The organism is Levilactobacillus fujinensis, from assembly GCF_003946335.1.
GTDB lineage: Bacteria > Bacillota > Bacilli > Lactobacillales > Lactobacillaceae > Levilactobacillus > Levilactobacillus fujinensis.
Map to the genome: position 1 here is coordinate 1 of NZ_RHNX01000002.1, position 26,338 is coordinate 26,338.

At 47.3% G+C, this 26,338-nt stretch carries 28 protein-coding genes and 1 tRNA gene; 9 read left to right on the forward strand and 20 right to left on the reverse strand.

Annotated elements, in window-relative coordinates; genetic code table 11:
* Positions 1 to 105: 105 nt before the first annotated feature.
* Together codA and EKM89_RS00815 are read right to left on the reverse strand one after the other, a co-directional pair.
* Complete coding sequence (codA, locus tag EKM89_RS00810; RefSeq protein ID WP_125685262.1) at positions 106 to 1,341, reverse strand: cytosine deaminase; 1,236 nt, start codon at positions 1,339 to 1,341, stop codon at positions 106 to 108.
* Between the two features lie 35 nt (positions 1,342 to 1,376).
* A complete protein-coding gene (locus EKM89_RS00815; protein ID WP_125685263.1) occupies positions 1,377 to 1,673 on the reverse strand; it encodes a hypothetical protein in 297 nt (98 codons plus the stop codon).
* Between the two features lie 436 nt (positions 1,674 to 2,109).
* Between EKM89_RS00815 and thiD the strand changes: the two genes are divergently transcribed.
* A complete protein-coding gene (gene thiD / locus EKM89_RS00820; protein ID WP_125685264.1) occupies positions 2,110 to 2,928 on the forward strand; it encodes a bifunctional hydroxymethylpyrimidine kinase/phosphomethylpyrimidine kinase in 819 nt (272 codons plus the stop codon).
* Between the two features lie 143 nt (positions 2,929 to 3,071).
* On the opposite strand, the gene EKM89_RS00825 is transcribed toward thiD, so the two are convergent.
* Together EKM89_RS00825 and EKM89_RS00830 are read right to left on the reverse strand one after the other, a co-directional pair.
* On the reverse strand, positions 3,072 to 3,251 hold the full coding sequence (locus tag EKM89_RS00825) for a hypothetical protein (RefSeq protein ID WP_125685265.1): 180 nt from the start codon (positions 3,249 to 3,251) through the stop codon (positions 3,072 to 3,074).
* On the reverse strand, positions 3,244 to 3,936 hold the full coding sequence (locus tag EKM89_RS00830; protein WP_125685266.1) for an NAD(P)H-dependent oxidoreductase: 693 nt from the start codon (positions 3,934 to 3,936) through the stop codon (positions 3,244 to 3,246). Before EKM89_RS00830 ends, EKM89_RS00825 begins: the two co-directional genes overlap by 8 nt.
* A 261-nt stretch (positions 3,937 to 4,197) precedes the next feature.
* Here EKM89_RS00830 and EKM89_RS00835 point away from each other — a divergent pair, with 261 nt between their 5' ends.
* On the forward strand, positions 4,198 to 4,437 hold the full coding sequence (locus EKM89_RS00835; protein ID WP_125685267.1) for a cytochrome b5 domain-containing protein: 240 nt from the start codon (positions 4,198 to 4,200) through the stop codon (positions 4,435 to 4,437).
* Positions 4,438 to 4,574: 137 nt separating this feature from the next.
* On the opposite strand, the gene EKM89_RS00840 is transcribed toward EKM89_RS00835, so the two are convergent.
* Positions 4,575 to 4,648 (reverse strand) — tRNA-Arg (locus tag EKM89_RS00840).
* Between the two features lie 142 nt (positions 4,649 to 4,790).
* On the opposite strand from EKM89_RS00840, the gene EKM89_RS00845 reads away from it, so the two are divergent.
* Together EKM89_RS00845 and EKM89_RS13970 are read left to right on the forward strand one after the other, a co-directional pair.
* Positions 4,791 to 5,096: a hypothetical protein gene (locus EKM89_RS00845; protein ID WP_125685268.1), complete on the forward strand. Its 306-nt coding sequence runs from the start codon at positions 4,791 to 4,793 to the stop codon at positions 5,094 to 5,096.
* A 476-nt stretch (positions 5,097 to 5,572) separates the two neighbouring features.
* A complete protein-coding gene (locus EKM89_RS13970; RefSeq protein ID WP_164510462.1) occupies positions 5,573 to 5,722 on the forward strand; it encodes a hypothetical protein in 150 nt (49 codons plus the stop codon).
* 111 nt (positions 5,723 to 5,833) lie between these two features.
* On the opposite strand, the gene EKM89_RS00850 is transcribed toward EKM89_RS13970, so the two are convergent.
* The 4 genes from EKM89_RS00850 to mutY form a co-directional block, all read right to left on the reverse strand.
* Positions 5,834 to 6,037, reverse strand: coding sequence for a cold-shock protein (locus EKM89_RS00850; RefSeq protein WP_011668621.1), 204 nt, complete (start codon positions 6,035 to 6,037; stop codon positions 5,834 to 5,836).
* A 190-nt stretch (positions 6,038 to 6,227) separates the two neighbouring features.
* Positions 6,228 to 6,839 (reverse strand): alpha/beta hydrolase, encoded by a 612-nt coding sequence (locus EKM89_RS00855; protein WP_225421783.1) that lies wholly within the window; start codon positions 6,837 to 6,839, stop codon positions 6,228 to 6,230.
* Between the two features lie 17 nt (positions 6,840 to 6,856).
* Positions 6,857 to 7,177: a hypothetical protein gene (locus tag EKM89_RS00860; protein WP_125685270.1), complete on the reverse strand. Its 321-nt coding sequence runs from the start codon at positions 7,175 to 7,177 to the stop codon at positions 6,857 to 6,859.
* Positions 7,178 to 7,250: 73 nt separating this feature from the next.
* Positions 7,251 to 8,390, reverse strand: coding sequence for an A/G-specific adenine glycosylase (gene mutY / locus EKM89_RS00865; protein ID WP_125685394.1), 1,140 nt, complete (start codon positions 8,388 to 8,390; stop codon positions 7,251 to 7,253).
* 438 nt (positions 8,391 to 8,828) lie between these two features.
* Between mutY and EKM89_RS00870 the strand changes: the two genes are divergently transcribed.
* Entirely contained in the window at positions 8,829 to 10,493 is a 1,665-nt protein-coding gene (locus EKM89_RS00870; RefSeq protein WP_404819948.1) for a peptide ABC transporter substrate-binding protein, read from the forward strand.
* 247 nt (positions 10,494 to 10,740) lie between these two features.
* Here EKM89_RS00870 and EKM89_RS00875 read toward each other — a convergent pair whose 3' ends face one another.
* Together EKM89_RS00875 and EKM89_RS00880 are read right to left on the reverse strand one after the other, a co-directional pair.
* Entirely contained in the window at positions 10,741 to 11,052 is a 312-nt protein-coding gene (locus EKM89_RS00875; RefSeq protein ID WP_125685271.1) for a DUF7671 family protein, read from the reverse strand.
* A complete protein-coding gene (locus EKM89_RS00880; protein ID WP_125685272.1) occupies positions 11,042 to 12,088 on the reverse strand; it encodes a lipoate--protein ligase in 1,047 nt (348 codons plus the stop codon). Before EKM89_RS00880 ends, EKM89_RS00875 begins: the two co-directional genes overlap by 11 nt.
* Before the next feature lie 205 nt (positions 12,089 to 12,293).
* Between EKM89_RS00880 and EKM89_RS00885 the strand changes: the two genes are divergently transcribed.
* Both EKM89_RS00885 and EKM89_RS00890 read left to right on the forward strand, forming a co-directional pair.
* Entirely contained in the window at positions 12,294 to 12,677 is a 384-nt protein-coding gene (locus EKM89_RS00885; RefSeq protein ID WP_125685273.1) for a glycine cleavage system protein H, read from the forward strand.
* A 402-nt stretch (positions 12,678 to 13,079) separates the two neighbouring features.
* Complete coding sequence (locus EKM89_RS00890; protein WP_125685274.1) at positions 13,080 to 13,604, forward strand: helix-turn-helix domain-containing protein; 525 nt, start codon at positions 13,080 to 13,082, stop codon at positions 13,602 to 13,604.
* 176 nt (positions 13,605 to 13,780) lie between these two features.
* On the opposite strand, the gene EKM89_RS00895 is transcribed toward EKM89_RS00890, so the two are convergent.
* Positions 13,781 to 14,764: an aldo/keto reductase gene (locus tag EKM89_RS00895; protein ID WP_125685275.1), complete on the reverse strand. Its 984-nt coding sequence runs from the start codon at positions 14,762 to 14,764 to the stop codon at positions 13,781 to 13,783.
* A gap of 207 nt (positions 14,765 to 14,971) precedes the next feature.
* Between EKM89_RS00895 and EKM89_RS00900 the strand changes: the two genes are divergently transcribed.
* A complete protein-coding gene (locus EKM89_RS00900) occupies positions 14,972 to 15,187 on the forward strand; it encodes a P8 family protein (protein WP_125685276.1) in 216 nt (71 codons plus the stop codon).
* Between the two features lie 170 nt (positions 15,188 to 15,357).
* Here the strand turns inward: EKM89_RS00900 and EKM89_RS00905 are convergent, their stop codons facing one another.
* The 8 genes from EKM89_RS00905 to EKM89_RS00935 form a co-directional block, all read right to left on the reverse strand.
* Complete coding sequence (locus EKM89_RS00905) at positions 15,358 to 15,981, reverse strand: histidine phosphatase family protein (protein WP_125685277.1); 624 nt, start codon at positions 15,979 to 15,981, stop codon at positions 15,358 to 15,360.
* An 11-nt stretch (positions 15,982 to 15,992) separates the two neighbouring features.
* A complete protein-coding gene (locus EKM89_RS00910; RefSeq protein ID WP_125685396.1) occupies positions 15,993 to 16,901 on the reverse strand; it encodes a DMT family transporter in 909 nt (302 codons plus the stop codon).
* 286 nt (positions 16,902 to 17,187) lie between these two features.
* Positions 17,188 to 17,340, reverse strand: coding sequence for a hypothetical protein (locus EKM89_RS13975; protein WP_164510463.1), 153 nt, complete (start codon positions 17,338 to 17,340; stop codon positions 17,188 to 17,190).
* 239 nt (positions 17,341 to 17,579) lie between these two features.
* The gene (locus EKM89_RS00915) at positions 17,580 to 18,224 is read right to left on the reverse strand and encodes a methionine ABC transporter permease (RefSeq protein ID WP_191988738.1); all 645 of its coding nucleotides are present in this window, start codon (positions 18,222 to 18,224) and stop codon (positions 17,580 to 17,582) included.
* Positions 18,225 to 18,264: 40 nt separating this feature from the next.
* The gene (locus EKM89_RS00920; protein WP_125685279.1) at positions 18,265 to 19,338 is read right to left on the reverse strand and encodes a methionine ABC transporter ATP-binding protein; all 1,074 of its coding nucleotides are present in this window, start codon (positions 19,336 to 19,338) and stop codon (positions 18,265 to 18,267) included.
* Between the two features lie 31 nt (positions 19,339 to 19,369).
* Entirely contained in the window at positions 19,370 to 20,194 is an 825-nt protein-coding gene (locus tag EKM89_RS00925; RefSeq protein ID WP_125685280.1) for a MetQ/NlpA family ABC transporter substrate-binding protein, read from the reverse strand.
* 585 nt (positions 20,195 to 20,779) lie between these two features.
* Positions 20,780 to 21,322, reverse strand: coding sequence for a DNA-3-methyladenine glycosylase I (locus EKM89_RS00930; RefSeq protein ID WP_164510470.1), 543 nt, complete (start codon positions 21,320 to 21,322; stop codon positions 20,780 to 20,782).
* Positions 21,323 to 21,756: 434 nt separating this feature from the next.
* Positions 21,757 to 23,397 carry a peptide ABC transporter substrate-binding protein gene (locus tag EKM89_RS00935; protein ID WP_125685282.1) on the reverse strand — a complete coding sequence of 547 codons (1,641 nt, stop codon included), beginning with the start codon at positions 23,395 to 23,397 and terminating at the stop codon, positions 21,757 to 21,759.
* A gap of 640 nt (positions 23,398 to 24,037) precedes the next feature.
* On the opposite strand from EKM89_RS00935, the gene EKM89_RS00940 reads away from it, so the two are divergent.
* Positions 24,038 to 26,296: a glycoside hydrolase family 3 C-terminal domain-containing protein gene (locus tag EKM89_RS00940; RefSeq protein ID WP_125685283.1), complete on the forward strand. Its 2,259-nt coding sequence runs from the start codon at positions 24,038 to 24,040 to the stop codon at positions 26,294 to 26,296.
* The last annotated feature ends 42 nt before the right edge of the window (positions 26,297 to 26,338 follow it).

A 26,338-nucleotide genomic window follows, 5' to 3' on the forward strand; every position in this document is an offset into this window, starting at 1 on the left:
TCATACAAAAAGAGCCCTAATCACCAAGTGATTAGAACTCCAATATTTTGTTCACCAACAACAGTTGACGAAGAACCCATTTAATTAAAGCTAGTTATTCTACGATTATAGGTTCATATGAACTTGTTTCGGGTCCGTTTGCACGATAATTTTACCATGGTGAATAGAATAAAGTACTTCTGACCGTTGGTTCAAAGCATCATAGAAGTTGTCGTTATTCATAACAACTAAGTTAGCTGGCTTACCGACCTCGATACCATAGTGGTCAGTCACATGCATGGCCTTGGCCCCATGGGTCGTCACGAATTGATAAGAGTTCATAATGTCATCGTAGCCCATCATCTGTGTCACGTGAATCCCCATGTGAAGGGAATCCAACATGTTGCCATCGCCCATTGGATACCAAGGATCTTTGATGTCATCTTCACCAAAGGCAACGTTAACTCCAGCTGCATTTAATTCCTTGACCCGCGTTAAGCCCCGACGCTTAGGATAAGTATCGAAACGACCACCCAAGTGGGTATTGATCAGTGGGTTAGAAATCATGTTGATGTGGGACATCTGCAATAGACGCATCAGCTTGTAAGCATAAGCATTATTGTATGAGCCCATCGCCGTAGTATGACTAGCCGTCACCTGATCGCCCAAGCCAGTCTCCAAAGCCAAGGTCGCCAACGTTTCTAGTCCCCGAGAAGCAGGATCGTCGATTTCATCACAGTGGGCATCAACGAGTTTGCCATACTTTTGTGCCAATTCAACAGCGAAGTGCAGTGATTCCACGCTATATTCACGCGTGAATTCGAAATGAGGAATGGCACCGATAACGTCGACACCGAGCTTAGCGGATTGTTCCATCAACTCTTTACCATGTGGGAAGGATAAGATTCCTTCTTGTGGGAACGCAACCAATTGAAGTTCAATAAAGTCTTTGACCTCATCCCGAACTTCAATCAACGCCTTGAGCGCCGTCAGGCTAGGATCGGTAACATCCACGTGAGACCGCACAAATTGAATACCGTTGGCCGCTTGCCGTTCCAAAGCCATCCGAGCACGCGTCTTGACGTCTTCGATGCTCAATGTCTTCTTACGTTCGGACCAGATTCGAATTCCGTCAAATAACGTTCCTGATTGGTTCCACTCCGGATCCCCGGCCGTCATGGTACTATCCAAATGAACATGTGGGTCAACAAATGGTGGAATGATCAGCTTGCCCTGAGCATCGATCACCTTTTCATTATCTTGGGGCGTTAAATGGTCGGCAATAGCCGTAAATTTGCCATCTTCAATCCGGATATCTTGTGGTTGCTTGGCGTTTTCAATGCGCCCTTGTTGAATTAACATGCGTACTTTCCTCCTGGTCGATTTAACGAACATTTTCAATAAAAACCGGAGATTGTCAATCCCAGCAGTAACAGCGTGCTATCAGTGACTATTCCAATCGTAGCGGCAATCGCAACCACCGTTGTTGGTATCAGACACCACCATGGCCCCCGACGTGCAGAACGAACAATCCCTATTAAGCTTATCACAGTTAGTGCTAATCCGAACGTTAAAGTCAGCGGTTCGTTGGGAAAGTAACGATACAATACGTCTACCGCCCCCCTGACAGCTACCCAACTGGCAAAGCTTCCGACCACACACCAGCTCAATGGTCGCATAACTTCTGTTCTCATGGTAGCACCCCCTCTCAAATAGTTAGCCGCTTTATTTTTCAATTGGTAACCCGCTGATTTTCGTCTTACTAGCCGACAGCTATGGACTAAAATGACCCGGACACAAGCCGATCTGGATGTGATCATAGATGGCACTCGGTTGTGTCGTCACTGTTAGATAGCTTCTCATCTTCGGTTAAGAATGGTCCACTTCTCGTCATTTCGAAGTGTCTTAAAAATCTGCTTCTCAGCCACAAACAATTCTCAAACCCGGCTAGCGTCTCTGGCAACCGTCAATCCAACTAGTTCACTCATGGCCGTCTCAAATCCCTTATCCCGCGTGGCTTAAGGACGCAAGTTAGTATAACAAAATTTATACCCGATATCGTTGGCCTTTGCCTAGTCACTTATGCTATGCTGAAGCTGTTCTAAATTTAAAGCGGAGGTTCGATGAATCATGGTTGTTAATTCTTATCCACAAGCCCTCACCATTGCTGGGTCCGATAGCGATGGCAGTGCCGGTATGCAAGCCGATTTACACACCTTTTTCGCCCGTCAGGTTTACGGGGCGTCCGTCATTACTGCTTGCGTGGCCGGAAACTCTTACGGTATCCATGCCAGTGTTCCCATGCCCACTGACTTCATTGACCAAGAATTTGCGGACCTTGCCGCTGACTACCACATTCGGGCAGCCAAGACCGGCATGCTCGCCGATTCAGAATTGATCAATGATGTCGTCAAAAACTATCATCAAGCTGATTTTGGACCATTAGTCGTCGATCCCGTTATCATGACCAAGCACGGAAACCAGTTGCTAGAAGAAAGTGCGTTCAACACGTTGCGAACCACCTTACTGCCGTTGGCCACCGTTTTGACCCCAAACTTTTACGAGTCCGAGAAGATTGCTGAAATGAACATTACATCTGCCGATGACATGGTCAAGGCCGCTCACAAAATGCAACAGATGGGGGCCAAAAACATTATTGCCAAGGGCAGTCATGCCAAGACCGACCAGACTGAGGTTCGTGACTTTGTCTTGCTTGAATCCGGTGAAGAGTTCTGGTTAAGCGAACCTTACCACCAAACGGACCGCGTCAACGGTACTGGCGACTCACTTTCAGCATGTATCACAGCTGAATTGGCTAAGGGGACTCCTATGAAACGTGCCATCGAAATTGCCAAACAATTCGTCAACACGGCAATCGGAAGCCCAATTGAGGTCGGCCACAAATTCGGCCCCGTTAACCACTGGGCGGCTCAGAACCGTGATTACTAAAAATTTTATCGCAGGCGTTGTGACGAAAGTCGCAGCGTCTTTTTTCTGGCAACCAGGGTACGACCATTGCCACTAATTTAGCGGTGATATTTCCTACTGTCATCAAAACAACTGTCACCGCTGAAGCACAGCCAGTTTACGTCTCACCAACGGTCTGGCCGCCAGCTACGACCGTCGACCTCACCTTGCAGTTGACTATTACGCTGGTCCTGTTCGGTAACTAACTTATCTAGAGCCAGCCAAAATGCCCGGTCAGTGAAGTGAACTTGCTGACTAGCCAATGTCTCAATTTGGCTGTGTAACCACTGTGCTTGCTCAGTCATCTTCCTGCTCCTTAATCATGGCCAACGTATCGGCCAACGCCTCGATATCGTCCTTTTGTTGATCCAATTCAGCCTGAATCAGTCGGCCAGTCGCCTGTTGCTCAGGGGGTAGTTGGTCAATCATAGCTGGTAGCCTATGCCCAAACCAGGCTTGCCGTTGCTCTAAACTATCCGGCTGTGTCTGCGTGAGATAGCGTTGATAGTCCACGACCAATTGTAATTTTTCCGGTTCTTCCAGGTAACCAAACTGATAAATAGGAAAAGTCGGTAGCCAGCGCATGTGCGCCCGTGAAGCCACCGCAGCCAAAGGTGCCAACGCGGCGTCCAACGTAAGGCCCTCGGCCCCACCACGTTGGAAGGCTTTCTCTGGCATCCCCGTCGTCACCACGATTCCCAACTCCTTATCGGCCAACGGAAATCGGTGGTCGCCATACACGAAGGTGCGAGTCAACACCTCATCTTCCCACTGTTTCAAACCAGCTGGTGCCGCGTACCAATATAAGGGAAACTGTAAAATGATACGGTCGGCCTGCCGTAGCTGATCTTGTTCTCGTGCGACATTGAAACTTTCTTGACTCTCCAAGTGCTCCCAAGTCACGTCTTGTGCCGGCAAACTGGCCTTTAAAAATTGTTGACTGGTAGAATCAGTTAATCTTGGGTGTGAAACTAGTACTAGGGTCTTCATGCCCTATTCAACTCCTTTACGGTTCTTATCGTTGCATTTACTGTATCACAAAATTTACGAAAGTTTGACGACAACGTCTAGTTTGTTTGCGTGGGACGACCACCCCGTTAAGACTATAGTCTGCCCCAAATTTATCAGTCCCATGCCTCCAATGGACTTTTCATTGTTCGCCACATCAATTTATCACCTGAAAACCAAATCGCTTGTGTTATTAGATAAGACAGTTTACTATTAGTGTAAATTAAATAGGTGGTGAGTCTTGTGAGTGAAAAAGTATTTAACAAAGCAGCATTAGCAAAATTTAACGGCCAAGACGGTCAACCAGCTTACGTTGCGGTTGCCGGTGTTGTGTACGATGTTACCGGCGTTGAAGCTTGGGCTGGTGGCAAGCATCACGGTAATCTGGCCGGCCAAGAATTGACTAGCGTTATCGACGGCCAATCACCTCACGGTCGGAAAGTTTTAAAGAACCTCCCCATTGTTGGCCAATACGAAGACTAAATTAAACAAGTAGAATAACAGACGGTTCAGAATCGAGAGAAATTTCGATTCTGAACCGTCTGTTTTGACTCTATTTTCAAAAAGAAAAGGCGCTACGATTCTTCATCGGCCCCTTTATACTTTCCTAATTCAATTGATGTCGCAAGAGAGATTCGAACCCTCGACCTACGGTTTAGAAGACCGTTGCTCTATCCAGCTGAGCTATTGCGACCTAATGTGGTCTGATAACCAACAACTTCTTAATTATAGAGAAGCCAATGCGCCGTGTCAATTCCAGATATTGCAGGAGTGGTTAGTTGACGCCCCCCCTGCTTTCGGCTAGAGTTGGACTAAATCACAGGGGGGGATTTCTTATGACCTACATTCATATCGGTGCTGAAGTCGTCGTTTTCTTTGCCGCCATCACTCTGATCTATTACTTCTTCCAAATCACACAGGCTCTGGGCGAACGGAAACAAAATATCAAATACCTCATCATTGCCGCTGTCGTTCTCTTCATTGCCTACCCCATCTCCAATCTGTCTGGCAAAGCGACCGTTAGTCCCACCAATCAGATCTCTGATCAGGTTCGTAAGGCACAGAAGAAGCATCAGGAAAAACAGGTGTCTGCAAAGAAAGAATCTTCTAAGAAGCAGGAAAGTTCTTCGACTAAAAATTAATTTCGTGGTTGAAATTGAAATAGATGCACACAATCTGAGCTAGAGGAAGAGCATGTGCCGGCAAGGGCTTAGCTGGTACACATTAACGGTGATAATTCCTACGGTCACAAGACTAAGGTGAATAGTTTGGCTGGAGGCGTTCCCCACAACAAACGGAATCCCTGGCAGTCAGTGTGCGGCTGCTTTCACTAATTTAGCCGTGATAATTCCTACTGTCGCAAGAGTAACGCAAATATTTTGGCTTTCAGCCTTAATTGTCGGCTAAAAGAAACGCTCAGTTGCCTAACTTCAAGGCCCACAACGACAAGGTCGCAACTGTCATTAGTACGTAAGGGCTCCCACCTTTTAGCACCATAAACAACGCGCTAAAAATGTTACGATACTCTGAAGAATTTATTTTTCCAGGCACAAAGCTTGCAATATTCCTGTAACATTAAGATAATATAACTGTAACCTAATGTTGAGGGGGAATTTCTATGCATGCTGTTATTGCTATTTTATTAATTATTGTAATTGCTGCTTTAGGTCAATTGTACCTGAACAACCGGACTGCTTTTCGTCAAAAGAGTAAGCATCTCGCCAATCACGACAAATTCCACAACGATTCTGATCGGCGATTAAGTTAATCTATCTCTATCTCAGCGCTCGGATGCGACCGAACGCTTTTTATTTTGGAACACAAAAAAACCATCGACGGTGTGTCGATGGTTTTTTTCGACTCGATTTAGGCTAATAAATTAGTCAACAACCGAAACGTTAGCAGCTTGTGGGCCACGGTCGCCTTGTTCTACATCAAGGGATACGTGTTGGCCTTCTTCAAGAGTCTTGAAGCCTTCACTGTTGATAGCAGAGAAGTGAACGAAAACGTCTGAGCCGTTTTCCAAAGTGATGAAGCCGTAACCTTTATCAGCGTTGAACCATTTAACAGTACCTTGTTCCATAAGAATGAAACCTCCGTGCGCATAGCGCAATATATTTGCATTTGAAAGCTGGGGTAAAAAGGAGCCATTCTTAAAGAACGTCGAGCCTTTAAAACTTCCGAACCATAAATACATTAAACATAGGATAACAGGTATTTCCGATAATAGCAAATAGAAAGTGCCAAAAAGTCTATTAATTTTTAAATATCAGTCAATAATTTTCTGCTAACCAGTTGTGGGCAGCCATGACTTCCTGCGGGGTCAACTGATGGGTCCCACCGGTCATTTCTAACGTTGTCGTCATCCCGGCTCGTTCGCAGTCTGCCGCCACTTGCTGGACCGTCGCCACCTGCACTAAGGGATCGTGTTGACCGGCCGATAACCAGACCCGATAATCCGGTCGTTTTGTGGTCATTGGTGCGGTTACTCGCAAGGGATGAAATAAAATTGCTGCTTGCCCAGGAATCAGCCCAGTTTGAACACCATAGGCAGCCATAGCAGCGCCATTCGAATAGCCGACCACAATTAAATCATCACTCGACCAACGATGTTGCTGACAGACTTGTTCAACCATCATCCCCAGCCAAGCCGCCTCTTGAGAAATCTGTTCGGGATTTGCTGTCTGACTCGCCGTCTGCTGGAAATACTGTCGCTGTGCGCCCGTTCCAATGCGACCAGCGATTGTGATCAATGGACTCTGCGGCGCTAATCGCCGGCCAAACGTCAACATTTCCTCGTTCGTTCCGCCCGTTCCTTGTAACAACAACAGTGGTGGCGCGGTGTTTGCGCCCGGTGCCGTTTCAATTAGATCTGCGTCAGTCACGATCATTCCTCCTCAATCTAACGATGCACGATCAATTCGATTTGACCCTTTTGAGGTGCGAAGTTCAAGCCATAGCAGTCTTCCGTTAAAATTTTTGCGTACTCTGCTAGCACATCAGCTGGTAATGGTGTGTGCGTCCGCAGATGTTCTATTAGTTCAGTTGCTGAACTGACATCTCTCAGCGTCACAAATAACAGTGCATTATTAATTAAATCATGTAGTAAATCCGTTAATAGACCGTTGGGCTTCCCCACAGCATCCGTCACCAGGACCTGATGACTCTCGACTTCTTGGTGATTGACCGAAATAAATTTTAAAACATCAAAAACTGTTTGCACGATTCGTCACTCCCTCATCAAATCGGTTCGTCTTAATTAATTAAATGATACTGCAATTTGGGGGCCACGGAAACTAATTCACCCCAAACACACCCGGATGACCTTGTTTTTCGTAGCGAGCCATAATTTTTTCCTGCACCTTGGGTAAAGGCAAGTCCACAATCTGTTCAGCCGACACCCATTTTCCAGGATAAAAAGTCAGCGTGGGCGTTTTTGCTAATACCGCCACTAACAATTTGACCTGCCAACGTTGGTGGGTATACGTGTGGCTAACCGGTTGACCACCCACCGGGGACAACTTTACCGGCACCTGATACTCGGTGGCCCAGCGGTGCTCTAAGGTGGCAATATCGGCATCTAGACTGGCTGGTTCAGCGGTATTTTCATCCTGCAGATCAGTTTGTGTCACCAGTGGAAAGGTCCAATACCCCGTCAACATTTCCTGTGCCGTCCGTTGTGTGAGTAAAAAGCCTGCGGGCGATTGCACGATGACGGCATAGTAAGGTATTAGTTTGGGGCGCGGGGCTTTCGTTTTTAACGGAAACTCGCGAACACGGTCAGCCTTAAACGAGGCATCGAACTCCCTGACCGGTGAATGCACTGTATCCGGATTCTTACTGGTCATGTAGCTCGACCCCAGGTCCATGATAGCTTGATTGAAGGCTCCCGGCCGAGTGGGATCAACAATCGGTTGGATAATTTGCTCGAACAACTTACGCGTCTGTGGCTTGGCAATGTCGTCTTCGATCATCAGTAGCCGACTAAAAACGCGAAAGGCATTGCCGTCAACCGCGGGAACGACCTCTCCAAAGGCAATGCTCGCAATCGCACAGGAAGTGTAAGGCCCAATTCCAGTCAAATCAGCTAATCCAGCCGCCGTCTCCGGCCATTTTCCATGATAGTCCTGTACCACCTGCTGTGCTGCACGCTGTAAGTTACGTGCACGTGAGTAATAGCCCAATCCCTGCCACGCCTTCAATAAAGTCTCTTGATCAGCTGAAGCCAGATCATTGACCGTTGGAAATGTAGCCATAAAGTTTAAGTAGTACGGAATCACCGTGTTGACCTGCGTCTGTTGCAGCATAACCTCACTGACCCACACGTGGTACGGGTCCTGGTCTTGCCGCCAAGGTAAATCACGTCCTTCGCGGTCATACCATGCCAAAAGGGTCTGGCGAAATGCTTGAATCGTAGTTGCTGACCAGTGCTCCATAATCATCTTCCGTCCCTTCAACTCACTAATTGTTCCTATTCTAGCCAAACTCAGTGTTTTGAACAAGTGTGCGTCAAGTTATGATACCCGTCTGCTATGGAAAACAGCTTCAGCCAAGATATGGGCTTCTGGATCAGCCGCAAGCCGCGGAATTCACGTGTCACTCAGGCTGCCCCCTCAAGTTAAATCAGGTGAGGTGACCCTGACTAACATCGTTACCAAGGCTGGCTTAAAATTATTTTACAGTACAAGCTATTTTGCAGACGTCTGCTTTTCACAGCTTCAAAATGAGCTTGCGAATCGCCTTTCCGTCTCGGCGTAACTCCCACTGCACGCAAAATTTCTTAGTCATTTCACATCAACAGCTATAGAAGGGAACTAAAGCTTGACGAGACCCGTTCACTCCCCTATTATCAGGAAAGAATACCAACTAACGGAGTGGATAAATTGAAACACTGGGAAACATTTTTAATAGGCCTGCTACTATGTATCGGGCTGGCTGGGTGCACTGTGGTCCAAGAAACGGTGTCACCTAGTGATAGTAAAGGGGTCATGACGAAGAATCAGGTACTTAACCTATCCACGTCGCATCCCCTCACCACCTTAGATACTGACAAGATGAGTCAGTTTGGTCGGCTCAATAATACGATTGAAGGCCTCTTTTCGGCAACCGGTGATGGTCAAACCGAACTTGCCCTCGCCAAAAAGGTCACCCTTAACAAATCACGCACCACTTACACCTTTACGCTCTGGAAGGATTCCTACTGGAGTAACGGCGACCTTATCACTGCCAACGATTTCGTCTACTCCTGGCAACGGGCGCTCACACCCCAGACCAAGGCACCGGATGCCGACCTATTTGTTGGGATTCACAACGCACGGAAAATTCTTGACGGACGTCTCCCCGCCACACAACTTGGCGTGAGTGCTCCCAGCAAGTTTAAGTTGGTCGTTCATCTCGACCATCCCATGGCAGAACTCCCACAGCGACTGACTTATCCCCTATTTGGACCGCAAAATGAACGTATTGCTGAGAAATTTGGCAAGCGCTACGGGACGAAGCCACAGTATCAAGTCTACGCGGGTCCTTTCATGGTCGCCTCCACGGGCAACACCAAGCAGCACTGGCACATGGTCCCCAACCCCCACTACTGGGACCGGGAACACGTCTATCTCAGTCGGATCAACGTCAACGTTTATCACAATCTAAAAAAATCTTGGCATGCCTACCAGAGTGGCAAGCTAGACGAGGTTCGGCTGTGGTCACAGTCCAACATGAAATACTACGAAAAGCAGGCAGCTTACACGGCTCGTCCCTATTCTAAAATGGTGCTGCTTGCCTACCGGACAACTGGGAAGAACACCACAATTAACCAGTTGCTCCTACAAAAAACGGCTCGATTAGCCATTTCTCACGCGGTTAACCGCCAAAAATTAGCACGAGCCTCTTATGGGAGTACGTCGCTACCAGCACAGGGCATAGTTCCAGCTGGCTTGAGCCGCGGGCAACGGGGAACAGCTGATTTTGCAGCGGCACAGCCCAATCAAAAGACCGTGGCCTACCAACCTAAACAGGCAAAAAAAGAATGGCAAACAGCGCTGAAGTCAGCCGGCGTCAAACACGTGACCTTGTCCGTGAGTTATTTAGACGCCATTTATAGTGCAAAGCTCGCTAGAAAGCTAAAACAACAACTTGAGTCCACCCTACCTGGTTTAACAATCAAGCTTAAGTCACGTGGTTGGACCGTTGATGAACAGGCTGGGCCACTTGAAGCCGACCTCACCATCCTCACCCAACGTGCGCAGTACGCCGATCCACTGGCCATGCTGGCGCTTTACACCCGTTCAAGTACTGCTAACCTGGGACACTGGTCAAACCAGACCTACGATAATTTGGTCGCCGAGGCCAGCAATGCCACTTCATTTAGTACCCACCGCTGGCAAACCTTGTTGAAGGCCGATGGTGTCCTCATGGCACAACAGGGCGTCACACCGCTATTACAACCTGCTAGCACTTACCTGATTAACCCCAAGCTTAATGGCGTTCAGTACAACACCGTGGGCACGCAATCGAATTTCAAGGAAGCTTATTTCGTCAAATAACCGTCAAAAAGACAGACTGGGACATCGCTCAAAAAAAGTTGCTCCTTTTAGAATCTAACGATTCTGAAAGGAGCAACTTTTATTTACACCACTATGGTGTCGAGACATGCACCATAAGGCAGTTTGTTGCGCTTAACCCGACTGCAAAAATCATGTCAGAATCAGGCATAATCTCTGCTATCACGTTAATGCTCGCAACCTAACCGTCTTATATCCCACTTCGCTTTTTAAGTGGTTCTCACCTAACTTATGGTAATTTCTTCACAGCAGTCTGTACGAGCTCTTCCCCAACAAATTCACTGGTCAGCCGTTGCATCGGCGTGAAATCGTGGCGGTCCTTGTAGGCCACCGGATACGCAGCAACAACGGCCACTTTTAAACTGTTCTCAGTCAAAAATATTTGACCGAGACCTTTGTACTTGCCCTTACTGTGTCGCCCCGTGCGCCAGGAATGGAGCTTAAAGTCGCCATCTGGTTCTCGTTTGATCTCATATTGCCCGGAAGCATTCGCCGCAACTGGTACGCCAATGTACTGATTTACATCGTACTTAGCCTTCATGCGGTGCCTCTGCTGTCAGCGCCGTAACGATTGGATTCACGGCAGCATTCCCCAACACGTCTAACACATCCGGTTGACTTAAGACCGCCGTCACCGCTGATGGTGTGGCGTCAATGCCGGTCAATTTTTCAGAAACCCTATGCAATTTTTCCGGCGTCGCCACGGTGCCAAAAAGGGCAATGGTCTTGAGTTTCTCCGCGTGGACCGTAAAGTTTAGATGGAGCTGACCAGTCGGTAATACGACTGCCCGATACTCGCGAAAACCTGGATTGGCCCCGTAGTTCCATTCATCGGTTCGATATTTTTCGCTGAGCCGTTGATCGATGATCGCCCAATCATGTTCTGATAAGTGATATGTCTCAATTTGATCGAGCCGGTCGACTTCAAAGATATGACAAATCAGCGCTTCCTTGAAGGCCTGGATATCTAAATTCTGATATTGAGGTGCAAGATACTGGCGGAGATTCGTGATAGGAACGCGATTGGACGCGACGCCTCTATGCGGCCGGTCACTAGCAGGCAGCAGTGCCTGATGGGCAGCGTCAACGTTTAAATCATACATGATCGTCCCGCCAGCAGCGTACCCGTCACCGCTCTTAAACATGGTCATTCCGGAAAATTTCTTCCCGTCAACCACTAAAGCACTCTTGTTACTGATATCAGGTGACTCTACGCCCATTGCCGCCAGTGCCCGGAGAATTGGCTCGGCAAAGACGGTATAATCGCCAAATTTAGACCCATCTTGTGGATCACCGTTCACGATGTGCTCAAAAATTAAATTCCGCTCGTCGTGGTAAACGGCGCCACCACCGGACGTCCGTCGCACCAATTGAACATCATGCTTGGCGAGATAGTGAAAATCTACCTCGGCCATCACACTCTGATTGATCCCGACAATTACGGCCGGTTGATTCACATACATCATTAATCCATGACCGGGTAGTTTCAGGTCATTGACCAAGTAGTTGTCGATGGATTGGTTCACAATGGCATCCGTGACGACCTTCCCTTGACGATTCGTATCAATTAAAAACATGCTGAATTCTCCCTTCATTCTCCCCCGATTAAGTGCTTACATTTTAGCATAGACACCGACCGGCAACAACCAACTCTGATTCGTGAAGCGGCCAACAAGCGTCTTATTGTCAGCGATTGCAAGCAAAGGGTATACTAAAGGGTAAACACTATGGCTAGTGGTTCCAATCGACTAGCCGGCTAACGACACTAGGGAGGAATTTATCATGACCGAACACCCACAAACATTTTGGCAACGCCTGTTAGGCTGGTTTCACCGTGATAGCAAGCCCGCAGTTCCGGCAATCACTATAAAGGATGGGGTCTGGTTACAGATGCGCGATCAAGGACACTATCGCATGGGACTCTCCAGTGATGCCCTCGAACAGATCGGCGACATTAGTTTTGCTGATCTTCCCATCATGACCGACGACGTTCTTGCAGCTGGCGATGATATTCTGGAGGTTGAAAGTGACAAGGCCGTTGAAAACTTCAAGACACCTTACGCTGGCACCGTGATCAAAGTGAATGAAGACTTAACGGCTGACCCAGCAACTATCAATCAGAATAAGCAACCCGACAACTGGATTTTGGAGTTGCAGGTCGCCTAGAAAAAGAGAGTGTGTGACATAACTCAAAAGTTGCCCCTTTCAGAATCTAACGGCTCTGAAAGGAGCAACTTTTATTTACACCGTTATGATATCGAAGCGTGCGCTATAAAGCAGTTTGTTGCGCTTAACCCGACAGCAAAAATCAGACCAGAATCAAGCGTAATCCTTGCTATCACGTTAATACTCGCAAATTAACCGCCTTATGTCCCACTATAGTCTCCACAGGTAATTTTAGAGTGAAATCAAGGGTTGCGACACTTGTCGTAGCTCTTTTATTTTGAAAAATATTTTGCCGCTTAACCCGGGTTATAGTTAATTTTCCAGTCTCGCAACTAAACGGTTCGTGCAGCCGCCACCTAAGTTTGCTAGGATTGAGACAGTTGTTAATTGGAGGAATCATTCATGGAAATCGGAGAACAAATCAAAATACAACGGGAACACCAACACTGGTCACAACAGGAATTAGCCGACCGCCTAAGCATCTCGCGTCAATCGGTTTCAAAATGGGAACGTGGAACCGCCCTCCCCAGCTTTGCCAACGTCGTCACCCTCAGTCAACTCTTTCGACTAACCATCGACGACTTGATTCGTGAGGACGAACACATGATGAAACACCTGGAACATCCGGTTACTGGACCATTTACCCTGATAGTACTAAGTAGTTCAGCTCTGGCCATCGTTGGCGCCATCATTTCCCTCAGTCTAAACATTGGGCTAACAGCCTTTGTCAACGCCACCCAATCGCTCGTCCTGATTGGCGTCCTCGGCTTGCTTGGCTTAGTCTACTGGAACCAGCGCCACCAACGTGTCCCCCTGTCCCGGTGGGTGATTGCCCTCGCCATTTTTACACTGACCCTGTTGCTTGTCCCACAAGTTGACAACTTATTTATGGGGTTTCTGGATGGACTGCGACAACAGTCCAAGTAGCTTGGTATCTGACCTGTTGATTTGGCCCTAAATCAGCTCTTCATAACAAGGTTCAATTAAACTCTAACTTAAATGGAAGGCACCGATACGATCTGATTTCTCAGACAATATCGGTGCCTTCCACTTCGTATTTGAACACGCCATTTACCTTAGACTACCTGAGACTAACCTTCGTTTTACCAACGATACTGAACCGGATTCTTAATGTACTTGTCGTAAACATCGCGCACAACGGCCATTTGGTCCGCCGTAAAGGCTGGCAAGTCAGCCGCGGCAACGTTACGGGTAATCTGTTCCGGCTTGGAAGCGCCTGGAATCACGGTACTAACGGCATCAGCCATCAGGATGTAACGCAGGGCCATTTGTGCCAGTTGATTACCGGCACCCAGGCGTTCCTTCAACTCATCGGCCGCCTTGACGCCGAGTGCATAGTCCACGCCGGAGAAAGTTTCACCTTGGTCGAAGGCTTCACCATGACGGTTGAACGTCCGGTGGTCTTCCTTGCCAAATGTGGTCTCAAGCGTGTACTTTCCACTCAGCAAGCCACTAGCCAGTGGTACCCGCGCGATGATGCCAACGTTATGTTCCTGAGCCATTTTGAAAAAGTTATCGGCTGGTCGTAACCGGAACATGTTGTAAATAATTTCAACGGCAGAAATATCGTAGTCTAACGCCTTCATGGCTTCCTCGACCCGTTCGACACTGACACCGTAATTCTTGATTTTTCCTTCTTTTTTCAGTTGATCAAGGGTAAAGAAAACTTCTGGTGTGTAGTAAACAGGCGTTGGTGGACAGTGCAATAAAACATTATCTAAGGCATCGACGTCCAGATTGGTCAGACTTTCTTCAACAAATTTCGTTAAGTTTTCGGCCGTGTACCCACTAGCAACATGGGGGTCTAGCTTCCGGCCAATTTTTGTCGAAACAAAGACCTTGTCTTGCTTCCCCTTAATGAACTTGGCTAAAGCCCGTTCACTATGACCGTCCTGATAAATATCCGCTGTGTCAAAGAAGTTAACCCCCGCATCATAAGCCGCAGCCAATGTGTTTTGGGCATCATTTTCATCAAATGGGTCACCCCATTTTGAACCAAGTTGCCACGTTCCTAAGGAAACTTCACTAATCTTAAAACCTGTTTTACCTAATACCCGGTAATCCATGTTAAGTCCTCACTTTCAGCTATCTTGATTGCCATTCTCCAACCTATTTTGCCGTTTTTTAGGAACGTCGTCAACGATTTCAACCAATATGGACGACAAAATATTTACCTTTTCCCCCTAAAAGGACTACCATGAAAATTGAAGCCGGTGGCACATGCCAAGAACAGATACCGCTGACCCCAATTTTCATTTTGGAGGTAATTGGTTATGGCTGTTGTATTTAAGACTGCTTTATTGGATGAAATTATGAAGGATGTATTCGACTGGTCCGACCAGGATATGCCTGTTCGCGACGCATTGTGGGATCATTTTATGGAATCCAATGGTCACAACACCGATGAATCTGAAGCTTCTATGAAGAAAATCGATGCTAAGTCCGACGATGAAGTTCGGGCTTACGTTGAAGAAAACCTCAAGAAGTAACCGGCTGTTTCAACCTAAAAAAGAGTCTGGGATTAATTCCCAGACTCTTTTTTCAACTTCTGAGAGTGGGACAAAAGGCGATTAACTGCCCTTTTGTCCCACGTTTCAGCACTATAAACTCGGAGATACCAAAGGCGTCTGGCGTTTTACACCAGGCTCCTTTCCAACTTCTACATTAGTTTTGGTGTGACCCCATAGGCCGTCAAATACCGTTGCCCTGTGGCCGAATCAATCATCATTTGCGTCACACTAGTGTTTGCGGGTTCCGGTAACGCAGTGGTCGCCGGTGCCCCCAGCATCAACAAGGCCGTAGCTTTAATGGTAAGGCCATGACTGACCACTAAGATATGGTCATTGGGATGATCAACCACCTCTTCAGCCAACCACTGACCGACCCGCCGTTGAATCGTCAAATAAGATTCCCCACCAACCGTGCTCAGCACATCTGGTAAGGCTTCCCCGGTAACCGTATCGAAATCCTGCGGTCGTTGCTCACGTAAGCCGACGAAATTTTTGCCAGTCCACTCGCCGTAAGCAGCTTCCATCAGCCGATCATCAAACTGTGGTGTCAATGACAGCACCTCAGTCAACGCGGCCGTTGTTTGGCGGGCACGGTGGAGTGGACTGCTGACGATTTGATCATACGACCGCCCACGTAACCACTGCGCGACCCGTTCTGCTTGTTGGAGCCCAGTGACCGTTAAATGTGTGACGGCACTATCTAACTGTCCCTGCATGACCTGGTCCACATTTGCCTGCGTTTGACCGTGTCGTATCCAATCAAAAGTCGTCATAATGTCACTTCCTATTGCTTCTCAAATTGCGTTTCGATCTTGCGTCGTCCCTGTTGTAACAGGTAAATGGCCACGATGACCAATACCGAACCAATCACTTCCGCAACTGAAATTTTCAAGCTTAAAAATAGAATCGATAGAATAAAGGTCACCACTGGTTGCGTGGCGTCCACAATACTAATTACATCGGACGGCGCAAAGTGGCTACTGTAGAGCAGTAATGAAAAGGGTAAAATCGTCCCAACAATAATCACCGTCGCCATCGAGCCAATCAACGTACTCGTAATCGGTGGCATATTCATAAATACTGGGTGGTAGAGATTAAAGACGATTCCAGCAATAAATGTTCCCCAACCTAACACTGTAATTGGCGCGTGCCCGTAATCCCGAACCAATGGCCGCGGTAAAACCACGTAACAGGCCGCGGTAATTCCGGAACCAATCCCCCAGAGTAAAGAGTCTAACGGAATTGCCAATTGGGAGATATTACCGCGCGTGATGGCTAAGAAAACGCCAATCAGTGCCACACCAAAAGCAATTAAATCACTTCGCAATGGTCGTTCATGTTTAAATAATAGACTTCCTAGAACAATAAATAAAGGACTCAAATATTGAAGAATGGTCGCAGCCGCCGCATTACCGCTTTGGACCGCAATATAAAAGGTTAGTAAATTAGCGCCTAATCCAATGAGCGCGTAAGCGACAATCCAGAGGATTTCCCGCCAACTATGAAAAACAGCGAACGTTTTCTTCCCGTACAAAATAAAACTGATGATCAGTAAAATAACGCCAGCACCCATCGTTCTGGCGGATAAAAACCAACTGGTAGGAATAGCCTGTCCCTGCGAAATAAACTGTAAAACCGTTCCGGAAACGCCAAACATGGCCGATGCAACGGTGGCCCAAAAGATACCCTTCATGACATTTTCCGTCGGTGCCCCAATATTCTTCAAAACTCGATAAATCCTTTCTCTCCCATACCCACAGTGATGGTGTATGCATCCTAAATTTGATTCGTGTTAATTAGCTGCCAGAGGTGTTTTCATAGCAGTCATAATTCCATGCATCTGTAAAACTTGTGATAGATAGATTACTCGACTAACTAATTCGTTAACCAGTACGCCCGAGTAAATTACCAACACCTTCACATCAAAAAACGACCTAATTTAACCTGATCCATAATTTTTCTATTTTACCGAACGACCATTAGAATTTAACGGCAAAATGTCTAAAATCTAAAAGTTTTTTAACGGCACCATTTACACGATTGATACGCCAATCAGCTTTGTCCGTTTTTCTATTTGGCCACTTAGACATCTCTTCACCAGAAATGGGAGCAACCGCTTGGGCTGCTCCCATTTCACTTATTCTCTGAGTATAGCCGTCCCGTGTAAAACCGTAAACCCATTTGTCTTATAAATAAAATAGTGACCGCAACCCACAGGTCACAATCACTACTCTACGATTACTCGAAACCAACTTACCAAGACCATGGTGCCCACAATCGAGGAAGTCATCTGACTGATTAACATTTATTACGAAAGCATCCAACCCCAGCTGCAGGTAACCAGCGTCGCCTACTCTAAGCGAGTCCCGACCTAAGCCGTATGGTCAACCCGCCGTGCCAACCAGTCACCCACCAACTGAATGATGAAGACAATGACCAAGATAATCAGCATTGCTAAGAAAATGACATCGGTCTGGAATCGGTTGTACCCGATGTTGACGGCTAAGTTCCCTAAGCCCCCACCACCGATGGCACCGGCCATAGCGGTCAAGTCGATCAGACTGATCAACGTTAGGACGGAGGACCGAATAATATCCGCTAAACCTTCCTTAAGATAAACCCGAAAAATGATTGCGATGGGACCGGAACCAACTGACTCAGCAGCTTCAATCACCCCATGGTCAACTTCGGCCAGGGCATTTTGAATTTGCCGCGCGTAAAATGGTGCGGATCCGATAACCAATGGCACGATGGCTGCGGTCGTCCCAATTGCCGTTCCCACGATAATTCGCGTCACTGGTGCAATGATGGCCAGCAAGATAACGAATGGAATCGACCGGAACAGGTTAACGAATTTATCTAAAATGTTATAAACAATCCGGTTTTCCAGAATGCCTCCGGGTTGCGTCACAATCAACCCAATCCCAATTGCCATTCCAAGAATTCCGGCAATAATTGCGGTGATGGCCGTCATGTACAGCGTCTCACCCGTTGCTTGAATGAAGTCGCTCTTCATCGTCACTGCGTTTGGAAAATACTTTGCGAACCAACCCAACTTAGGCCACCCCCGGTTTCTTTGGCTTTAAATGTGTAATGGTAATGCCAGCATCCTGACAGTATTGCCAAGCTGTGCTCAGCTTATCGGGTTCCCCGGTCATGACCACGATCAGGTTCCCTAACGGCGTATCCTGTAAAATTTCAACGTTCCCGTACAGAATGTTGGAAACGACCTCATACCGCTTGTACAACTCGGTAATCAGCGGCGCATCGGTCGTCGCCCCCACGTACTGAAGCTGAACCAACTGATGATGGTCGTCCAGTCCCAACGTGCTGGCCTGACGATAAATTTTTTCCAACGCCTGATTGATTTGCGTGGCGGTATTGATGAAGTCCTTGGTCAAGGGTTGCTTAGGCTGACTGAAAATAGTCACCAGGTCACCACGTTCGATGATTTCGCCATCTTCCATGACGGCCACCTTATTACAAATTTCCTTGACAGCTTCCATCTCATGGGTAATCAAGACCACCGTTAGGCCCAGTTCCTTGTTCAGCCGCTTCAGCAGTTCCAAAATGGCTGATGTCGTCTTGGGGTCCAACGCACTCGTGGCTTCGTCACTGACCAGAATCTCAGGATCATTGGCCAGTGCCCGCGCAATGGCGACCCGTTGCTTTTGCCCACCGGATAGTTGTGCTGGGTAATCCGTGGCCTTTTCCGTTAACCCAACCAGGTCAAGTAGATGTGCCACCTTTTCCTTCCGTTCCGTCCGCGACAACTTGCCCCCCTTTAAGGGATAGTCAACGTTGTCCGCAATCGTCCGAGAATCCATCAGGTTAAAATGTTGAAAAATCATGCCAATCTTGGTCCGCGCTGCTCGTAAGTCACGAGAGTTCAGTGCCAAAATATCTTGACCGTTCACATCAACGCTACCGGCAGTTGGCTTTTGGAGCCGATTGATTACTCGCACGAGCGTACTTTTCCCCGCTCCGGAATAGCCGACGACGCCGTAGATGTCACCCCGGTTAACCGTCAGCGAAACCTTTTTAACGGCTTCAACGGTTTGCCCCTTATTATGGAAGGTTACGTCGATATCTTTTAATTGAATAATCGCTTCGTTAGTCACTAACTTCATTCTCCTTACTCGCCAATGCCGGCAATTTCGTTTACTTTAATTTCAAGTTCCAAGCAGGAATGGACAAGCCATCGTAAGCTTTTTGAATATTCTTCTTGGTTGCTTCGGTCTGGTAAGCCTTGATGATCTTCTTGAAGACAGCTTTGTTCTTGTCAGACTTGTTAACAGCTAAGATGTTGATGTATGGCTTGGAAGACTTATTGACCTTTTCTTGGAACAACGCCTTCTTAGCATTCAGCTTAGCACTGGCAGCAAATTCATTGTTGATGACCGCTGCGGTTGCGTCAGACAACGAACGAGGTGTCTGGGCAGCATCTAATGGCGTAATCTTCAAGTTCAACTTGTTTTGCGTGATGTTCTTTGGTGTTGGCAACGTGACCTTAGGATCAACCTTGATCAACCCAGCGGATTCCAGCAAATGTAAGGCCCGACCTTCGTTAGTGGAGTCGTTAGGAATGGTGATTTGGTCACCCTTCTTGATTTGAGAAACCTTGGTGATCTTCTTGGAATACAAACGCAGTGGTGCTAAGTAAGTGTTGGCAATCCCAACTAAGTTAGTCTTGTGGGCTTTATTCCAAGCATCCAGGAAGTAGGTGTGTTGGAACGAGTTCATGTCGATTTCATGGTTAGAAAGTGCGGCGTTAGGCTGATTGTAATCTGTAAACGTGGTTAATTTGATTGTAATATTTTCCTTAGCTAATTTCTTTTGAATCGGCTTCCAGATTTTTTCGTCGGTACCCATGATACCAACCTTAACTGTGGTCCCCTTGGAAGCAGACTTCCCACAACCAGCAACAATCAATAATGGAATCAACAATAATAAGAGCCAACTAAAATGCTTAAATGATTTCTTCATTCTTAAAACCCCTTTGATATCCCTAATTTTTAAATCTATCCTCAAAACGAAACGCCACAATTGAAAATAGTGACCAAAACAAAAAGTCCGCTCCTAAATTAATAGAAACGAACTTTGTCGTGGTACCATTCTAATTTAAGTTAGGCTAAAAAGATGCCCAGCTCCTCATTAACACTCGCCAGCTTACGCCTTCAAGTGCGTGCACGATAATGAGTGCCAGTCATCACTACCTCATCACTCGGACTTAGTAGTGCCAATTCATTTCAGGCCATCTTCACCCCGTCGTTGGTTACCCACTTACAGCAAATCGTAGGTTCTCTTTAAACCGTTAACAGTGGTTACTCTCCTGATCACATTGTTTTCAATCGCTTAATTTATCAGTAAGTCTAATGCAACTTTAATCCGGTGTCAAGCGGGAATTGACATAAATTATTTTATATCAGGGCCCGTCAAACTAGGATTTGACCATCATCGTAACAATTAAATCGGTTACAGTCAAGCTGAATCTCTCACTTAAATTTCACATAATAGCTCGTGTGGTCTGCAGAAAATAACGGCTAACCGTTATTTTTTGACCGAAGCCCATTATTCATCCAGCACCTGTTCCTTTAAGATACCCGCTGCCAGTAGAAACATATGTGTAACCACTGGACCCACGAACTTGAAGCCACGCCGTTTGAGATCTTTAGCCACCGCTGATCCCAGCGTTGACTGATTGACCAGTTCTTCACGGGTCACCGCTGGCAACAGCAGCGGCGTGCCATTGACGAAATTCCAGAGATAGCCCGCAAAGCTACCAAACTCTTGTTGGACCTGCAGAAGTGCCCGCGCGTTTTGAATTGTAGCGCGAATCTTCCGCCCGTTGCGAATCATCGTAGGATCCTGGGCGATGCGATCACCGTCAATTTCCAGCTCAAAGCCGGCTACGCGCTGGGGGTCCATCCCCGCAAAAACACGCCGATAGACGGGGAGTTTGCTAGCCGCGGCCTGCCAGCTTAGGCCAACTTGAAAAACCCCGACTGTTAGCAGCTCAAACAAAATGTGGTCGTTGCGTGTTGGCGTCCCAAAATAAGCCTGGTACTCCTGTACACCGTTCGTGTCCCATTGCTGACCATCATCTGGTCCAATTGCCACAAGTATTTCCCCCTCTCACTACCTCTATCTCACTATAGCAAAGACCCGTACCAAACAAAAGGACGGTCCCCACCAAGATTGCTTTTGGCGAGAACCATCCTGCTATTTTATTTACAATTAAATTCAAAAATCACTTGCACGACACACACTGTTGGCCCCGCTGAATCTGCCCACGAGCCAACACTGCTTCGAGTTCTAATTATCACCTAAAGGTTAAAGCCTAATTTATTCACATTACTTTTGTGACCTTTGGAATTGTCACCGCTAAATTGGTGATAATTTCCGCACTCCGACTGCCAGGGGTATAAGTCGCGTTGTCTCACACCAACTCCGTCAGCTGAGGGATCGGCAGATATGGGCTCAGGCGCGGCAATCCAACCCATATCTACCAGCCAGTAAGGCGAAGTCGCCACTGCCCTTATCCAAGTCTATTTGATATAAGCGTACTTGTAACTCCACTGTGTACCAGCCGTATTGTGAATGATGCCTTTAACATCAGTCCGCTGAAGGTAAGCATAGTTGGCCTGGTAAAGCGGCGTAAAGCTCTGGGTCTTGTTGATCAGCTTAGCCGCCTGAACCATATCCTGCCAGCGGGCTTCATCATTCCCGGCATCCTGGTTTTGTGCCTTGGCAATCAGCTTATCATAAGCTTTATTAGACCACTTGCCATAGTTCAAAGAGTTTGAGCTGACTGGAATCTGCAGGAATGAAATTGGATCGTTGAAATCGGCTCCCCAGTGAGACAGGTACAGGTCAAAGTCACCACTAGTCGAGCGAGACTGGGCCACGGAGGCAGGTACGTTTTGAATCGTCAGGTCAAACCCCTGCAAATTCTTTTCCAGAGCACTCTTCAGGTACTGCGTTACGGTGCTAGCCGCAACGTCATCATTCCCAGCCATGATGTTCAAATTGACCTTCTTAATTCCCAACTCCTTCAGTCCAGCCGCCCATTTTTGCTTGGCTAAGCTTGGATTATAAGCCGTCGTATTTTTCACGGCCTGCTGTTTAGCAAAGTCCTCACCCGTCTTCGGATCACGAGCCAATCCACTCGCGACGAAGCCGGTTGGCGTCACGGAACCATCTCCCAAAACTTTCTTGGTCAGCTGACTACGATTGATGGACAACGCGATGGCTTGGCGAATATTTTGGTTGCTCATAATCCGTCGTTTTTCCTTGTTAGCGTCTTGGAAGTTGTACTTCAAGTGAATGACAATAGAGTACGGGTACTCCTGAAAGGCACTGTTGTTTTTATAATTCTTCACTTGCTCGTTTGAAAGCTGAGCGAAGTCTAATTTTTTATTTTGATACAGACTCAGACCGGTCTGGGGGTTCGTGACCACTTGATAGTTGATCCGATGAAGTTTCACGACCTTCTTATCCCAGTACTGGTTGTTCTTAACGAAGGACCAAGTGTTGCCCGTCCCCGTCCAGTTAGTGATTTTAAATGGACCACTGTAGACCATGTACTGTGACTTTGTCGCATACTTCTTACCGTATTTATTGATGACCTTTTCGTTTTGTGGTGCAAACAATGGATATGCCATTAAGATCTTAAAGTAAGCAATTGGCTTCTCCAATTGGATAACGACCGTCTGCTTGTTCTTAGCACTGATACCAATGCTGTCCGGGTTCGCTTTACCAGCGATGATCTTGTCACCGTTCTTGATACCAGAAAACATATTCATGTAAGATGACTTGGTCGATGGTGTTAACGTCCGTCGCCAAGAGTAAACGAAGTCCTGCGCGGTGATCTTGTCACCGTTACTCCACTTGGCGTTGTCTCGAATATGGAACGTCCAAGTTTTTTTGTCCTTTGAAACCTTCACGGTGTCAGCTAAACCAGGGGCAACCTTACCGTCCTTGCCCAACCGATAAAAGCTTTCGAACACATTTCCTGTCTGACCATAACCCGTGGCCTTGGCAAGATCAATCGTATCTAGCTGTGCTGTCGCTGGTAACCGGAGCACCTGCGAAGGTTTTGCCGCTGATGTTGATTGGCCACAAGCTGCTAACCCCAGGCTCATAGCAATCACTGCAGCGACTAATCCAAATCCAGTCCATTTCTTCATAAACTTAATGCTCCCTTTTTCCTCAAATTTAGTGGCGTGCAATCCCTAAATTGTGACGTGGTACAGAAAAAGCGGGTTACCCTTCACTCGCATCGTGAAAGGTAACCCGCTACACTGACAACCGGAGTCGTCGTTATGTATTGCTACGGTTTAGCCGAAAAATCACGAATTTGAGCAACGCAAAGAGCACACGTTACATTCGCAACATGCAGCAGACATCAATTGAGTTTGATTTGCGTTGATCATCATCGTAATTTTTCCTCCTTACTTTTTGTAATTAATCGGATTGCACAGGTATAAAGTTACCCTAGTTCAAAACATTTGTCAAAAGTTTTGTTTTTATCGACGAGTTGTAGTCGACATAAATGCTGTTATACCACGATTTGTATCCGGATAAAAGTCATTGATTTTGTATCGACTGACCTGAGAGACACATGGTCTTGGCGACTTTCAGGCGAACCGGAAGCCCGTTCTTCGATCGAAGGCGTTCCCCACAAAAGCGAAATTCCTAACTGCCGGATGACGGCCATTTTCACACAGGCTAGTTTTCAACCCTAAGAAGATATTCGTGAACTGCTAACATCTCAGCAATGAAAACGGTATACTGGACATAATGAACGAGTAGAAAGGATTTGAACGTATGGACATCGAACGAACGCTTGCTGCACTCACGCTACCAGAAAAGGCGGCTTTACTTTCGGGTAAAAATAATTGGTACACTGCTGCAATTAACCGCTTAGATATTCCAGCTTTGATGATGACTGATGGCCCCTCAGGGTTACGGAAACAGGAGTCGAGTGCTGGAGCCAACGATATTAACGCCGCAGTGACGGCAATCACTTATCCAAGTGCTGCCTTGAACGCTAGCACTTGGAACCAACCACTGCTCCGACGCCTGGGTGAACACCTAGGTGAAGAAGCTCGGGCTGAACAGGTCAGCTTATTGCTGGGACCTGGGGTCAACCTGAAGCGTTCTCCACTAGGCGGTCGGAATTTCGAATATTTCTCCGAGGATCCCCTAGTCGCAGGTAAGCTGGGTAGCGCTTACGTTCAAGGCGTACAATCCAAGCACGTTGGCGTTTCCGTTAAGCATTTTGCTGCCAACAACCGTGAAAATCAACGGTTTACGGCTTCTAGTGACATGTCACAACGGACGCTGCGTGAACTCTACTTACGGACGTTTGAAATTATCATTAAGGCGGCCTTACCCGCAACCGTCATGACCTCTTATAACAAAATCAATGGAACCTTAAACTCACAAAACCAACGGCTGTTACGGCAAATTTTACGTGATGAATGGGGATTCCATGGTGCTGTCATGTCCGACTGGGGAGCTGTTGCTGATCACCCCGCTGCATTACGTGCCGGCCTTGATTTAGAAATGCCTGGTAAGGGTCAGGCCTCCGTGGACGAAATTATTCGTGCCGTCGAGACTGGCGAATTGGACGAAGGGACTTTAAATAAGTCCGTCCGTCACTTACTCCACGTGGTCAACAACTGGCTGCCAGCACCTAAGCCTGGCAAATACGACCATGCGGCTCATCACCAGTTTGCCCGAAAACTAGCCGATGATGGGATTGTCCTGCTCAAGAACCATCAGCAGGAATTGCCGTTAACCCCAGATCACGCTGGTAAGGTCGTCGTCATTGGTGAACTGGCCGACCATCCCCGTTATCAGGGTGCCGGCAGTTCCCACGTTAACCCAAGCGATTTAGTCACGCCATTAGCCGCACTAAAGAAGAGTGGCCTCAGTGCTGACTACTATCCTGGTTACCGGATCGATCAAAGTGAAACGGATGACAGCTTAGTCCAAACGGCTTTAAAGGCAGCCAGGGCGGCTGATCACGTTATCATCTTTGCCGGTTACCCAGCGAGTGCCGAATCTGAAGGCTTCGATAAGTCTTCACTGATGCTACCTGAAAACCAAACTGACCTCATCGGCAGTCTATCCAAAGTAAACGCCCATACGACAGTCGTGTTGCAGAACGGCTCTGCGGTCGAAATGCCTTGGATTCAAAATATTGCAGCCGTCGTCGAGACCTATTTGGCCGGCGAAGCTGTGGGTGAAGCGACCTGGGATGTTATCACTGGTTCCGTCAACCCATCCGGTCACTTAGCTGAAACTTTCCCGTTGAAGCTGACCGACACACCCATGTCACCCACTTTTGGTCAAGATCCCCATCATGAATACTATTCTGAAGGTATTTTCATGGGCTACCGTTACTACGATACCCATGAAATGCACGTACTCTTCCCATTTGGTCATGGCCTAAGCTACACGACCTTTGAGTACACAAATTTGGCCATCGACCAAAACGAACGCGGTGCGACCGTAACTTTTGACGTCACGAACACTGGCGACTGTGCCGGTCAAGCGGTCCCACAACTCTACGTGGCCAACCATGCTTCTCACGCGCCAATGCCAACTAAGGAATTGCGCGCGTTTACAAAAATCATGGTGGAACCTGGCAAGACTGAACCGGTCACCTTAAAGCTGGAACGCCGTGACTTCAGCTGGTGGTGCGAACGTAATCACCGCTGGCAAGCTGACTCTGGGGATTACGAAATCATGATTGGGGACTCTTCCCGCGATATGCGCCTGCAAACGAAGCTCACAATGGACTTCAAGAACTCACCGGCACCCGTCACGAGTGAGACCTACCTGTCAGCAATCGTTCAAGACCCGGAATTGCTGAAGATTTTTAAGGAAACTATCATCACACCGCAAATCAACGGTGATAACAGTGGTAATCCGTTCGTGGATACCGATGAAAATGGTGAGTCTCTGGCCTTAAAGGATCGGATGTTCCTCAACATGCCACTTCGGGCGGTCATTGCCCTTGGGACAACTTCTAAATTAATCAATAACTTTATCTTCGTTGCTAATCAACGACGGTAAACAAAGACACGAAAAAACATTATCCGCGATAAACGGGTAATG

Coding starts and splice junctions, on each gene's coding strand:
- codA (WP_125685262.1), bottom strand. CDS start 1,341: ATGTTAATTCAACAAGGGCGCATTGAAAACGCCAAGCAACCACAAGAT.
- EKM89_RS00815 (WP_125685263.1), bottom strand. CDS start 1,673: ATGAGAACAGAAGTTATGCGACCATTGAGCTGGTGTGTGGTCGGAAGC.
- thiD (WP_125685264.1), top strand. CDS start 2,110: ATGGTTGTTAATTCTTATCCACAAGCCCTCACCATTGCTGGGTCCGAT.
- EKM89_RS00825 (WP_125685265.1), bottom strand. CDS start 3,251: ATGACTGAGCAAGCACAGTGGTTACACAGCCAAATTGAGACATTGGCT.
- EKM89_RS00830 (WP_125685266.1), bottom strand. CDS start 3,936: ATGAAGACCCTAGTACTAGTTTCACACCCAAGATTAACTGATTCTACC.
- EKM89_RS00845 (WP_125685268.1), top strand. CDS start 4,791: ATGACCTACATTCATATCGGTGCTGAAGTCGTCGTTTTCTTTGCCGCC.
- EKM89_RS13970 (WP_164510462.1), top strand. CDS start 5,573: ATGCATGCTGTTATTGCTATTTTATTAATTATTGTAATTGCTGCTTTA.
- EKM89_RS00850 (WP_011668621.1), bottom strand. CDS start 6,037: ATGGAACAAGGTACTGTTAAATGGTTCAACGCTGATAAAGGTTACGGC.
- mutY (WP_125685394.1), bottom strand. CDS start 8,390: ATGGAGCACTGGTCAGCAACTACGATTCAAGCATTTCGCCAGACCCTT.
- EKM89_RS00875 (WP_125685271.1), bottom strand. CDS start 11,052: ATGAAGGCTAAGTACGATGTAAATCAGTACATTGGCGTACCAGTTGCG.
- EKM89_RS00880 (WP_125685272.1), bottom strand. CDS start 12,088: ATGTTTTTAATTGATACGAATCGTCAAGGGAAGGTCGTCACGGATGCC.
- EKM89_RS00885 (WP_125685273.1), top strand. CDS start 12,294: ATGACCGAACACCCACAAACATTTTGGCAACGCCTGTTAGGCTGGTTT.
- EKM89_RS00890 (WP_125685274.1), top strand. CDS start 13,080: ATGGAAATCGGAGAACAAATCAAAATACAACGGGAACACCAACACTGG.
- EKM89_RS00895 (WP_125685275.1), bottom strand. CDS start 14,764: ATGGATTACCGGGTATTAGGTAAAACAGGTTTTAAGATTAGTGAAGTT.
- EKM89_RS00900 (WP_125685276.1), top strand. CDS start 14,972: ATGGCTGTTGTATTTAAGACTGCTTTATTGGATGAAATTATGAAGGAT.
- EKM89_RS00905 (WP_125685277.1), bottom strand. CDS start 15,981: ATGACGACTTTTGATTGGATACGACACGGTCAAACGCAGGCAAATGTG.
- EKM89_RS00910 (WP_125685396.1), bottom strand. CDS start 16,901: ATGAAGGGTATCTTTTGGGCCACCGTTGCATCGGCCATGTTTGGCGTT.
- EKM89_RS13975 (WP_164510463.1), bottom strand. CDS start 17,340: ATGGGAGCAGCCCAAGCGGTTGCTCCCATTTCTGGTGAAGAGATGTCT.
- EKM89_RS00915 (WP_191988738.1), bottom strand. CDS start 18,224: ATGAAGAGCGACTTCATTCAAGCAACGGGTGAGACGCTGTACATGACG.
- EKM89_RS00920 (WP_125685279.1), bottom strand. CDS start 19,338: ATGAAGTTAGTGACTAACGAAGCGATTATTCAATTAAAAGATATCGAC.
- EKM89_RS00925 (WP_125685280.1), bottom strand. CDS start 20,194: ATGAAGAAATCATTTAAGCATTTTAGTTGGCTCTTATTATTGTTGATT.
- EKM89_RS00935 (WP_125685282.1), bottom strand. CDS start 23,397: ATGAAGAAATGGACTGGATTTGGATTAGTCGCTGCAGTGATTGCTATG.
- EKM89_RS00940 (WP_125685283.1), top strand. CDS start 24,038: ATGGACATCGAACGAACGCTTGCTGCACTCACGCTACCAGAAAAGGCG.